Raw genomic sequence first — 12,296 nt, forward strand, 5'->3', positions numbered from 1 at the left:
CGGCTATCAGTGCGTTTCGGTGACTTTGTTCAGGTGGCGCGGCGTGTCGGGATTGCGGCCGCGCGCGACGGCGAGATCCGCCGCCATCACGTAGAACGAAAGAATGGCGGCGATCGGGTCGAGCGCCGAATGGGCGGACTGCGCGAGCGGCAGCGTCGCGCCGGGCGTGCCGGCGGGCGCCGCGAGCAGCACGGCGGCGCCGCGGGCGCGCATGTCTTCAGCAAGCTGCAGGAGGCCAGCCTGCTCGGGCCCCGGCGGCGCGAACACGAGCAGCGGATAGTCGCGGTCGATCAGCTCCATCGGGCCGTGGCGGACTTCGGCGCTCGAGAACGCCTCGGCCTGGATGCCGGACGTTTCCTTCAGTTTCAGCGCGGCTTCCTGCGCGATGGCCAGACCGAGGCCGCGGCCGATGACGATCATCCGCTCGATGCGCTCGAGCGCGGCGACGGCCGGCGACCAGTCGAGCCGGCCGGCCTGCGCGAGCACGTCGGGCAGGCCGCGCAGCGCGCTCACCAGCGCGGCGTCGCGCTGCCAGTAGGCAACGATCTGCGCGGACAGCGACAGCATCGCGATATAGCTCTTCGTCGCGGCGACCGACAGTTCGGGGCCGGCGAGCAGCGGCAACTGGTGCTCGCACGCGTCGGCGAGCGGCGACGGCAGCACGTTCACGGCGGCGACGGTGCGCGCGCCGGCTTCGCGCAGCGCGGCCATCGTATTGACGAGATCGGGGCTCTTGCCCGACTGGGAGAATGCAATCGCGAGCTGGTCCTGCACCTTCAGCGGCGCCTGCTGCAGCGTCGCGACCGACATCGGCAGCGACGCGACCGGCACGCCGAGGCGACTCATCGTCAGGCTCGCGAAATAGCCCGCGGCGTGATCCGAGCTGCCGCGCGCGACCGTCAGCGCGACGGCCGGCGGGTGATCGAGCAATTGGCCGGCGAGCGCTTCGACGCGCGTGGTGTCGGCGATCTGCGCGGCGACGACCTGGGCGGACTCGCGCGCTTCCTTAAGCATATTCGACAATCGATTCTCCTTCGACGTAGGTCGCGGTGAGGTTCAGGTCGCGATCGAACACCGCGAGGTCGGCCCATGCGCCGCGCTCGAGGCGGCCGCGATCGGCGACGCCGAGGTAGTCGGCCGCATAACGCGACATCCGGTTCGACACGTCGGCGATCGGCAGGCCGAGCGACACGAGGTTGCGCAGCGCCTGGTCCATGGTCAGCGTGCTGCCGGCGAGCGTGCCGTCGGCCAGCCGCACGCCGCCGAGGCATTTCGTCACGTGCTGGCTGCCGAGCCGGTATTCGCCGTCGGGCATGCCCGTTGCGGACGTGCTGTCGGTCACGACGTACAGGCGCGGGATCGCGCGCAGCGCGGCACGAATCGCGCCCGGGTGCACGTGCAGCAGGTCGGGAATGATTTCCGCGTATTCGGCATGCGCCAGCGCCGCGCCCACCAGGCCCGGGTTGCGGTGATGCAGCGGCGACATCGCGTTGAACAGGTGCGTGAAGCCACACGCGCCGTGCTTGAGCGCGGCGACAGCGTCGTCGTAGGTCGCGAGCGAGTGGCCGAGCTGCACACGCACGCCGCGCGCGGCCATCTCGCCGATGATCTCGATGTGGCCGGCGATTTCCGGTGCGAGCGTGACGACCCGGATCGGCGCGATCGACAGGTACTTCAGCACTTCGTCGAGCACGGCCGACACGGCCGCGTCGGGCTGCGCGCCGAGCTTGCCGGGGTTGATGTACGGCCCTTCGAGGTGCACGCCGAGCACGCGCGCGCCGCCCGGCGTGCGGGTGCGCGCGACGGTGCCGAGGTTGCCGACGACTTTCATGAGTTCGTCGCGCGGCGCGGTCATCGTCGTCGCGAGCAGGCTCGTCGTGCCGAATTGCGCGTGCGTGCGGGCGATCGTCTCGATCGCGTCGCCGCCTTCCATCACGTCGGCGCCGCCGCCGCCGTGCACGTGCAGGTCGATGAAACCCGGCAGGATGTACGGCGCGTCGTTCTTCGCGGGATCGACGGGCTTGCCGTCGAGCGTGGTGATGCGGCCGTTCTCGCTATCGAGCGAACCGTGAATCCAGCCGTCGGGGGTGAGGATGTTTCCAGTCAGCATGACGTTCTCTTGATGATCTGGTGACGCGGGCATCCGCGTCGTGATTTGCAAATCCGTGTCGTTGCTTCGCGCCTGTCGCGCGCGGGCAGTCTCGCGCGTCAGCGTTTCAGTTCGGCGACGAAGTCGTAATAGTCGTCGCGGCAATACGTTTCGGACACTTCGATCGCGCGCTGGTCGGCACCGTAGCCGATGCGCGTGATCACGAGCAGCGCCGAGCCCGGCTTCACCGCCATCCATTTCGCGATCGCGTGCGTCGCGTTCGCCGCGCGAAAGTGCTGCAGCGCGCGGACGACGGTCATCCCGCGCGCTTCGAGGTATTCGTACAGCGACGCGCCGAGCGCCTGCGGATCGGGTACCACCGCGGCCGGCAGCGTCGAATGCTCGACCGCCATCACGATGCCGTCCGCGCGGCGCAGCCGTTCGAGCCGCGCCACCGTCGCGCCGGGCGCGAGACCGAGACGCGTGAGCTCGTCGCGGGTGGCGGCGCGCAGCGTGCGCGACAGCCATACCGAATCGGGCACGAAACCACGCTGCCGCATCTTCGCGGTGAAGCCGACGAGACGCGACAGCGGATCGGCGACGCGCGGCGTGATGAAGCTGCCCGCTCCGCGCGCCCGCTTGATCAGCCCCTGCTCGACCAGCAGCGCGAGTGCGCGGCGTGCCGTGATCCGCGATACGCCGACCGACACCGACAGCAGCCGCTCCGACGGCAGCGCCTCGCCGGCCTGCCACGCGCCGCCGTGTATCGCGCTCGCCAGGTTGCGGGCGAGCTGCAGATAAAGCGGCGTGTCGATGAGCGGATCGGGCGCCAGTTCGGACCAGCTGGTTTCCATGTGTCTCCGGGTGTCGGACGACGACCTCGGGCCGTCGAAAGTGAACGCATTATATAACCACCATAATACCAGTCAACGAAGTGGTATTAGCGGTGCGAAAATCGCCGGAAGCCTTGCCCGGCAAGCGTTTTAGTATCGACAAAGCCTTTGTTTACAACGCAGTGCGGGATAGGGATTTACCCGAATTGGTATGCAAGGGGACAGTTCCGGTGCGCGTCCTGGCCGGATTTTGGGTACGAATATGAGACCGGAATAGAACCAGTTGAGCCGACTGGTATGCATCGCACAAGCCGGCCCGATGCCGGCGCCTTAGTGGAATTCGCGGCTCGACGTGCGCAGGCCGCCGAGCAGCGGCGTCAGATCCTCGAAATGCTGCGCGACGAGGTGCCTCACGTCGCTCGCGACCTGCCACACGCCGGACGCGGCGAGCAGCCGCGAATCGAGCGTTTCGCGGCGCTGCCGCGCGAGCAGCTCGGGCCGGACGATCACGTTCACGCAGCCCGTTTCGTCCTCGAGCGTCATGAACATCACGCCTTTCGCGGTGCCCGGCATCTGCCGCGCGGTCACGAGCCCGCATGCGCGCGCGAGCCGGCCGTCGGGACGGTCGTGCAGTTCGGCCGCGGACGACAGCCGCCGCGCGCGCAGCGCGGGCCGCAGCAGCGCGACCGGGTGGCGGTTCAGCGTGAGGCCGGTGGTGTGATAGTCGGCAAGGATGTCGTCGCCCTCCGACGGCGCGCCGAGCGCGGGCTTCTCCGTTTCGTCGATCGGCGCGGCCGCGAGCAGGTCGCGCTCCGGCGCCGCGGCAACGGCCTGCCACAGCGCATCGCGACGATGGCCGGCGAGCGTCGCGAGCGCGTTCGCGGCGGCGAGCGCTTCGAGATCGCGGCGTTCGAGCTGCGCACGGCGCGCCAATGTGTCGACGGTCTCGAAGCGGCCGGCCGCGCGCGCGATTTCGATGCGCCGCGCGGCCGCCTCGCCGAGACCGCGCACGAGCGACAGGCCGAGCCGCACCGCCGGCTGGCCGTGCGGCGGCGGCTGATCGGGCAGCGCTGCGAGCGACGCTTCCCAGTTGCTTTGCGTGACGTCGATCGGCAGCACCTGCACGCCGTGCCGCTTCGCGTCCTGCACGAGTTGCGACGGCGGATAGAAACCCATCGGCTGGCTGTTCAGCAGCGCGGCGAGGAAGATCGCCGGTTCGTGGCATTTGAGCCAGCTGCTGGCGTAGGCGAGCTTCGCGAAACTGGCCGCGTGGCTCTCGGGGAAACCGTAATCGCCGAAACCCTTGATCTGCTCGAAAATCTGCTCGGCGAATTCGGGCGGATAGTCGCGCTCGCGCATCCCGTCGACGATCCTGCGGTGATACTGCTCCAGATTGCCCTTGCGCTTCCACGCGGCCATCGCGCGACGCAGTTCGTCGGCCTCGCCGGGCGTGAAACCAGCCGCAATCATCGCGATCTGCATCACTTGTTCCTGGAAGATCGGTACACCCTGCGTGCGTTCAAGTGCGGGCTTCAGGTCTTCCTTCGGGTAACTGACTTTTTCGATGCCCTGGCGCCGTTTCAGATAGGGGTGCACCGCGCCACCCTGGATCGGCCCCGGCCGCACGATCGCGACCTCGATCACCAGATCGTAATAGGTGCGCGGCCGCAGGCGCGGCAGCATCGACATCTGCGCGCGCGATTCGATCTGGAACACGCCGACCGTATCGGCGCGGCAGATCATGTCGTAGGTCGCTTCATCGTCCTGCGGAATGTGCTTCAGCGTGAACGGCTCGCCGTCCGGCTCCGGCGGCCCGCGCCACGCGGTGCGCATGTCGAACGCACGATGCAGCGCCGACAGCATGCCGAGCGCGAGCACGTCGACCTTCATCAACCCGAGCGCTTCGAGATCGTCCTTGTCCCACTGGATCACGCGCCGCCCGTCCATTGCCGCGTTCTCGACCGGCACGAGCCGCGTGAGCTTGCCGCGGCTGATCACGAAGCCGCCCGAGTGCTGCGACAGGTGGCGCGGAAAGTTGAGCAATCGCCCCGACAGTTCGGCCCATGCGCGAATCATCGGCGTCGCCGGGTCGAGCCCGGTCGTCGCGAATTGCTGCAGCAGATCGCGGCTGCCGTCGAACCAGCGATGCCCCTTCGCGACACGGTCGATCAGCATCGGATCGACACCGAGCGCCTTGCCGGTTTCGCGCAGCACACCACGCGGACGATAGGTCGAAACGGCCGCCGCGATTGCGGCGCGATCCTTGCCGTATTTCCTGTAGATATGCTGAATGACTTCTTCCCGGCGCTGATGCTCGAAGTCGACGTCGATATCGGGCGGCTCGCCGCGCTCCTCGCTGATGAAGCGCTCGAACAGCATCGTGCTCTGTTCGGGATTCACCTCGGTGATGCCGAGGCAGAAACAGACAACCGAGTTCGCTGCCGAGCCTCGGCCCTGGCAAAGAATGTTCTGGCTGCGCGCGTATTTGACGATGTCGTAGACGGTCAGGAAGAACGGTTCGTAACGCAGCTTCTCGATCAACGCCAACTCGTAGTCGATCCGCTCCTGCACGTGCTCGGGTATCGTTCCGGAGTAACGTTGAAGTGCACCGTCCCGAGTCTCCTGCTTGAGGTAACTCGTTGGCGTATGTCCCTTCGGCACGATCTCGTCGGGATACTCGTAGCGAAGCGTGCCGAGGTCGAAATGACACGCATCGAGAATCGCGCATGTCTCCGCGATCTCCTCCGGCGAAAACAGCTTCGCGATCCGTCCGCGCGAACGCAGATGCTGCTCCGCATTCGGCGCAAGCGCATAACCGCACTCCGAAACCGGCATGCCGACGCGGATCGCCGTCATCACATCCTGCAGCGCCTTGCACGAACGCCGGTGCATCGTCACATCGCCGAGTGCAACGACGCGCACGCCACGCCGCTCGCCCGCCGCGCGAATCTCCTCGCGCTGCACACCATCCAGCGCGCGCTGCAATTGCACGAGCCCAAGCCGCGCACGCTCGCCGAACGTCGTGCGAAACCATGCGACCTGCGCATCGAGCACGTTCGCGCGAACCGGATACGCGGGGACAAGAATCGCGAAGCAATCCGGCACCCCGCGCAGATGTACGAATTCCTCGGGGGGTGCCGACAGCATCCGCGACGTCAGCGTGTAGGTGCCCTTCGGCGATGCCATCCGCCGCCACGAAATCAGCTCGGACAGGTTGCCGTAACCCTCGCGGTTCTGCGCAAGCAACACGAGCCCGAACGCACCGGGGCCCGGATCGTGGCCGGGCGCGACTTCATCCGGCGTGACGTCGAAATACGAACCGATGACGAGCGGCAGCCCCGGCAGCCCTTTCGCCTTTGCCTCTGCCTTCACCGCGACATGCATGCGTGGTGCGCCTGCGAGCGAGCATTCGTCGGTGATCGCGATCCCGCGATAGCCGAGCTCGACCGCACGCTCGACCAGTTCCTCCGCATGCGACGCGCCATGCAGGAACGAAAAGTTCGAACGGCAGAACAACTCCGCGTAGTCAGGAAGAAACTTGAATTCCGCAGCCATCACCGTTCACCCGAACAGGCCGTGCAGGAACCAGCGCGGCTCGGACTCGCTCCCCGCTCGCTCCCTGAACACCCAGTAGCACGCACCGGCTTCATCCTGCGCAACGTGATAATCGCGCGCGGCAAGCTGACCGTCGAACCACCCGGCCTCGATCCGCTCGGGCGACGACATCATCCTGAGCGGCGTATGAAATACCGGCCGGTTCTCGCGCATCAACAACGGCTGCGGCTCGGCCAGCAGCCACGCGGGACGCGGCGGCACGGCCGGCGGACCACCGGCCGGCTTGCCGGCCTGCGCATCGAGCGGCAGCCAGCGGTTCGCGGCCTCGGGCCGGTGATCGGCAACGGGCGCCGCACGCAGCACGTTCTCCGCGCCGAGCCGCGCGGCCAGCAACTCGAACAGCCGCGCACGCGTCTCGCGCGTGCCGCCCGGCTCGGGAAAAAGATCGTCGGCCGGCGGCGCGACCGATTCGACGCGGGTGGCCTTCAGACGCACCGCGATCACCGCGGCCGGCAACTCGACGCGCGCGAGCCGCTCGCCGAGCAGCCGCATGAAGTGCACCTCGTCGCGCACGGGCGCGGCGAACGCGAGTTCGAGCGGCGTCGGCGGCACGGCCTGGCGGCCGCGCTCGTGCTCGAGATCGAACGTCATCGCGGCCAGCGACAGTTGCCGCGCGGCCAGCCAGCCGCAGAGCTGCACGACGAGCCGCCGCGCGGCGAACAGCACGGCTTCCGCGTATTCGACCCGCTCCGGCAATTCGAGCCGCACGTCGAACACGGGCGGCACCGCCATCCATGCAAGCGGCTCGACCGCCTCGCCGTATGCGCGGTCGAGCGCGGCCAGCAGCGCGGGCCCGCAGCGGCGCTGCAGCCCCGCGCGCGGCAGCCCGCGCAGATCGGCGAGCGTGCGGCACCCGAGACCGTCGAACCAGCCCGCATACGGACGCGCATCGGGCAACAGCACACAGGGCAGCCCGTCGAGCGAGCGGACGAGCGAGGCCTGAGCGGCGACGCGGCGCCGGATGCGCGCACGGGACGACGTGCGCGCGAGCAGCCACGCACCGCGCCCGGTCGGTGCGGCGGACAGGCGCGCCGCGTAGCCGAGCGCCGCGAGCGTCGCGCGCACCTGGCGGCACAGCGACGGCAGGCCGCCGAACAGGCGCAGGCTCGGGCCGACGTCGACGATCAGCGTGGCTTCGTCGTCGAGCGCGACGCACGGCGAGAAGCGCAGCAACGCGAGCGCGACCGCGCGCAGCGCATCGGCCTCGCGCGCGGGATCGCGTTCGACGAGCTGCGTCTCGGGCGCGAGCGTCAGCACGCCGCCGCGCTTCATGCCCGCGCGCACGCCGTGCCGCTGCGCGAGCGCATCGGCGATCAGCACGACGCCCTGCTCGAGCACCGCGCAGCCGGCGCCGCCGGCCTCCGCGTCAGACGGCTGCGGGGCGCACACGTCGAGCGGCAGGCGCGGCAGATGGATGCCGAGCAAGACGCGCATAACGACTCTCCACGATGGGCGACGGCAGGTCGAGCGCGAGCGGCTCGCTGCGTGCGGGACCGCGACGCTTGACGATGTCGAGCGAGACGCCGCCCGGCACGGGATACAGCACGACGCGCAGCACGGCCGGCGACGGCTGCCGCGCGGCCGACAGCGGGCGCAGCATCACGAACAGCGTGTCGCCCGTGCGCGCGGCCGCGAGATGCAGGCGCCGCAGCGCATCGGGCCGCGCGTCCTGCCAGAGCAGCAGCGCGCCGCAGCAGCCGGTCTTGAGCGCCTGCTCGGCGGCCCACAATGCATCCGTGCGGCTGCCGGCGCGCAGCCACAGCAGCGCGTCGGCCGGCACGCCGAGACTGGCGAGCGCGGTCGCATGCGGCGATTGCGGCGGCGCGACGAGCGCGAGCGGACGCCGGGCGCTGACGGTGCGGGCGAGCGCGGGCGCGAGCAGCCGCATCTCGCCACAACCCGGCTGCGCGGCCAGCAGTTCGACGAGCCCGCCGACCGGCCAGCCGCCGCCCGGCAGTTCGGCGGTCAGCGGCGCGAAGCCGGTATCGATCGTGCGCGGGCCGCCGCGCGCGAGCTGCGAGCCGCGCCAGAGCGACGGATGAAGGGATTCGGGAGAAATGGAGGATGCGAGCATGACGCCACCCACAACTGTATGGATATACAGTATATGGCAATGCGCTCACGCCGCACAGCACCGGTGCGAAACCGGTGTTTCGTCAGAGGAAAACAGGGAGGGAAGCCGGCGCGCGCGCCATGTTACGGCGCGCCGGCCCGCCGGTCAGCTCAGCAACAACGCGTCGTCGTCGAGCTGCTCGTGACGCACCTTCTCGAACATCTGCAGCAGGTCCGGCACGTCGAGCCCCTTGCGCGCGTCGCCCGACACGTCGAGCACGACCTGCCCCTGGTGCAGCATCACCGTGCGGTCGCCATAGTCGAGCGCCTGCCGCATGCTGTGTGTGACCATCATCGTGGTCAGCTTGCTCTCGGCGACGATGCGCGCGGTCAGCTCCAGCACGAACGCGGCCGTCTTCGGGTCGAGCGCGGCCGTGTGCTCGTCGAGCAGCAGGATCCGCGACGGCCGCAGCGACGCCATCAGCAGGCTCACGGCCTGCCGCTGGCCGCCCGACAGCAGCCCGATCCGGTCGGTCAGCCGGTTCTCGAGGCCGAGATTCAGCAGCCGCAGCTTGTCGCGGAACAGCTCGCGCGACGGCCGGTCGAGCGCGGCCCGGAAGCCGCGCCGCACGCCGCGCGCCGTCGCGAGCGCCATGTTCTCCTCGATCGTCAGCGCCTCGCAGGTGCCGGCCATCGGATCCTGGAACACGCGCGCGACGAGGTGCGCGCGGTCCCACGCGGCCTGGCGCGTGACGTCCGTGCCGTCGATCGAGATGCGCCCCGAATCGACGCGCTGGTCGCCGCTGACCGCATTGAGGAAGGTCGACTTGCCGGCGCCGTTCGAGCCGATCACCGCGACGAACTGGCCGTCGGGGATCTCGAGCGACAGCCCGCGCAGCGCGCGCGTCTCGATCGGCGTGCCGGGATTGAACGTGAGTTTCAGGTCTTGTGCGGACAGCATGTCATGCCCCTCCGTTCTTGCGCGCGAACAGCTTCTTGCGCGTCGCCGGCAGCACCAGCGCGATCGTGACGAGCGCGGCCGTCACGAGGTTCAGATCCTGCGCCTTCAGGCCGATGAATTCGCTGTTCAGCGCGAGCGCGATGAAGAAGCGGTAGACGATCGCGCCGAGCACGACCGCGAGCGTCGTCAGCACGAGCCGGCGCGCGGGCAGCAGCGTCTCGCCGATGATCACGGCGGCCAGCCCGATCACGATCGTGCCGATCCCCATCGAGATGTCCGCGCCGCCCTGCGTCTGCGCGAACAGCGCGCCGGCGAGCGCGACGAGCGCGTTCGACAGCGCCATCCCGGCGAGCGTCGCGCGGCCCGTCGCGATGCCTTGCGCACGCGCCATCCGCGGATTCGCGCCGGTCGCGCGCATCGCGAGGCCGAGCTGCGACGAGAAGAACCAGTCGAGGCCGAGCTTCGCGACCACGACGACGATCGCGAGTAGCGCCGGGCGCAGCACGTAGTCGGGCATCCAGTCGGGCTGCAGCACGGTGAAGAGCGTCGGCTCGGTGATGAGCGGCACGTTCGGCCGACCCATGATCCGCAGGTTCACCGAATAGAGCGCGATCATCATCAGGATGCTGGCGAGCAGATCCATGATCTTCAGGCGCACGTTGAGCCAGCCGGTGATGAAGCCGGCCACCGCGCCCGCGACGATCGCGAACACTGTCGCGGAGAACGGGTCGTAGCCGGCCGAGATCAGCGTCGCGGCAACGGCGCCGCCGAGCGGAAAGCTGCCGTCGACGGTAAGGTCGGGGAAGTTGAGGATGCGAAACGAGATCAGCACCCCGAGGGCGACGAGACTGAAGATCAGGCCGATCTCCAGGGCGCCCAGTAACGAGAACAGAGACATGATGGGGAATCCTGTTGCTTCCCGGCCGGACGTGTACGGCCGGGCGAAGCGGACGGGCGGCCCCGGGTGGGAGCCGCCCGTCCGGCGGTATCGTTCAGGCCCGGATCGGGCCTGCCAGCGCGGCGGTCGGGCCGCGGCTTACTTGATGACCGTCTTCGCTTCCTTCACGAGATCCGACGACAGCGTCACGCCCTGCTTCGCGGCCGCGCCCGTGTTGACGAACAGCTCGAGGTTGCTGCTCGTCTCCGACGCGATCGCGCCCGGCTTCTGGCCCTTCAGGATGCGCGCGACGACCTTGCCCGTCTGGCGACCGAGGTCGCCGTAGTTGATGCCGAGCGCGGCGATGCCGCCACGCTTCACGCTGTCGGTATCGCCGGCGACGAGCGGGATCTTCGCTTCGTTCGCGACCTTCACGAGCGCTTCGTACGCGGACACGACGTTGTTGTCGGTGTTCGTGTAGATCACGTCGACCTTGCCGATCAGGCTCTTCGCGGCCGGCCCGATGTCGACGGTGCGCGGCGCGGCCGCTTCCTTGAGCGTCATCCCCTGCTTCGCGAGGAGCTCCTTGAGCGCTTGAACGACGACGACCGAATTCGCCTCGCCCGGGTTATAGACCATGCCGACCGTCTTCGCATTCGGCACGACGCGCTTGATCAGCGCGACCTGGCGATCGAGCGGCAGCTTGTCGGACACGCCCGTCACGTTGGTGCCCGACGGGCCCCAGCCCTTCACGAGCTGCGCGGCGACCGGATCGGTGACGCCCGAATAGACGACGGGCACGCTCTTGGTCGCCGCGACGACCGACTGCGCGGCCGGCGTCGCGATCGCGACGATCACGTCGGGCTGGTCGCCGACGAACTTGCGCGCGATCTGCGCGGCCGTGCCCGTGTTGCCCTGCGCGCTCTGGTATTCCCACTTGAGCTTGTCGTCGCCGAAGCCTTCCGCCTTCAGCTCGGCGCGCACGCCGTCGCGGATCGCATCGAGCGCCGGATGATCGACGATCGACAGGACCTTGACGGTCTGCGCATGCGCGGCGCCCGCCAGCGCGAGTGCGGCCACGCCGGCCGTGATCGAACGGATCGCGAAAGTCTTGAATCGCTTCATGGGTGAGTCTCCCCCGTATTGTGTCGGTTCTGGATGATGGATTCCCGCCGCCGTCATGCGGGCGCGCCGCGCGTGAAACGCAGCGGCGGCCGGCCCGCTCGCGCCCCGGGAAGGCGTGCGGCGGCGAACGCACGAGGATACCATTTCCGCAGACCACCGCCTGACTCCGCGCTTTCGCCCGGCGCACCGGATCGCACCGCCCGCGGAAGCCCCGCGCCCCCGCGAGAAGCCCGTCCGGCGGCGGCTTCCGCCGGTGTCCGCGCAACGCGTCAGCCGCGCTTGCGGCTTTACGTTATGCTGTCGGCCGACCCATTCCACTCCATCGGAGGACAGATGAAACGGGGGATCCGTGCAATCGCATTCGCGGCCGTCGCGCTGGCACTGCCGGGCGCGGCGTTCGCGCTGACCGACGGCAGCGAGCAATACGACGACTGCATGCTCAACGCGCTGCGCGAAAGCCGCAACGGCGCGGCGGCCCAGTTGATCCAGCGCTCCTGCGACGCGCTGTACCGCAACAACGCGATGCTGCTGCCGCGCGAGCGGCGCTATCACGAGTGCGTCGTGCAGTCGCTGCCGGGCGTGCGCGACAACTACGCGATCCAGCAGATCATGTCGATCTGCTCGCGGCGCGGCGAGATGTGAGCGAGCGCTGAACGCCTGGCGCCGCGCGGCCGTCGATCGGCTGCGCCAACGAAAAAGGGCCTGCGCGATGCAGGCCCTTTTCGTTCAGCGGTCCGACCGGTG

General features: G+C 69.1%; 10 protein-coding genes. 1 reads left to right on the forward strand and 9 read right to left on the reverse strand.

Going from position 1 to position 12,296, the window contains the following annotated elements:
* Positions 1-6 precede the first annotated feature (6 nt).
* The 9 genes from ACN22W_RS15700 to ACN22W_RS15740 all read right to left on the reverse strand — a co-directional run bounded on the left by ACN22W_RS15700 (position 7) and on the right by ACN22W_RS15740 (position 11,552).
* The gene (locus ACN22W_RS15700) at positions 7-1,014 is read right to left on the reverse strand and encodes an SIS domain-containing protein (RefSeq protein ID WP_419687432.1); all 1,008 of its coding nucleotides are present in this window, start codon (positions 1,012-1,014) and stop codon (positions 7-9) included.
* A complete protein-coding gene (gene nagA / locus ACN22W_RS15705; protein ID WP_048247011.1) occupies positions 1,007-2,110 on the reverse strand; it encodes an N-acetylglucosamine-6-phosphate deacetylase in 1,104 nt (367 codons plus the stop codon). The genes ACN22W_RS15700 and nagA overlap by 8 nt, the downstream gene beginning before the upstream one ends.
* A gap of 98 nt (positions 2,111-2,208) precedes the next feature.
* Positions 2,209-2,943 carry a GntR family transcriptional regulator gene (locus tag ACN22W_RS15710; RefSeq protein ID WP_129513022.1) on the reverse strand — a complete coding sequence of 245 codons (735 nt, stop codon included), beginning with the start codon at positions 2,941-2,943 and terminating at the stop codon, positions 2,209-2,211.
* A gap of 309 nt (positions 2,944-3,252) precedes the next feature.
* Positions 3,253-6,477: an error-prone DNA polymerase gene (locus ACN22W_RS15715; RefSeq protein WP_419685354.1), complete on the reverse strand. Its 3,225-nt coding sequence runs from the start codon at positions 6,475-6,477 to the stop codon at positions 3,253-3,255.
* Positions 6,478-6,483: 6 nt separating this feature from the next.
* Positions 6,484-7,971 (reverse strand): Y-family DNA polymerase, encoded by a 1,488-nt coding sequence (locus tag ACN22W_RS15720; protein WP_419685355.1) that lies wholly within the window; start codon positions 7,969-7,971, stop codon positions 6,484-6,486.
* The gene (gene imuA, locus ACN22W_RS15725; RefSeq protein ID WP_419685356.1) at positions 7,904-8,611 is read right to left on the reverse strand and encodes a translesion DNA synthesis-associated protein ImuA; all 708 of its coding nucleotides are present in this window, start codon (positions 8,609-8,611) and stop codon (positions 7,904-7,906) included. Before imuA ends, ACN22W_RS15720 begins: the two co-directional genes overlap by 68 nt.
* A gap of 144 nt (positions 8,612-8,755) precedes the next feature.
* Entirely contained in the window at positions 8,756-9,550 is a 795-nt protein-coding gene (locus tag ACN22W_RS15730) for an ABC transporter ATP-binding protein (protein ID WP_048247023.1), read from the reverse strand.
* 1 nt (position 9,551) lies between these two features.
* The gene (locus ACN22W_RS15735; protein ID WP_048247024.1) at positions 9,552-10,448 is read right to left on the reverse strand and encodes an ABC transporter permease; all 897 of its coding nucleotides are present in this window, start codon (positions 10,446-10,448) and stop codon (positions 9,552-9,554) included.
* 138 nt (positions 10,449-10,586) lie between these two features.
* Complete coding sequence (locus ACN22W_RS15740) at positions 10,587-11,552, reverse strand: ABC transporter substrate-binding protein (protein WP_048247026.1); 966 nt, start codon at positions 11,550-11,552, stop codon at positions 10,587-10,589.
* 333 nt (positions 11,553-11,885) lie between these two features.
* Here ACN22W_RS15740 and ACN22W_RS15745 point away from each other — a divergent pair, with 333 nt between their 5' ends.
* A complete protein-coding gene (locus tag ACN22W_RS15745) occupies positions 11,886-12,194 on the forward strand; it encodes a VF_A0006 family four-cysteine protein (protein ID WP_048247028.1) in 309 nt (102 codons plus the stop codon).
* Positions 12,195-12,296: the final 102 nt, after the last annotated feature.

This window comes from Burkholderia theae, assembly GCF_048565265.1.
Lineage (GTDB): Bacteria > Pseudomonadota > Gammaproteobacteria > Burkholderiales > Burkholderiaceae > Burkholderia > Burkholderia theae.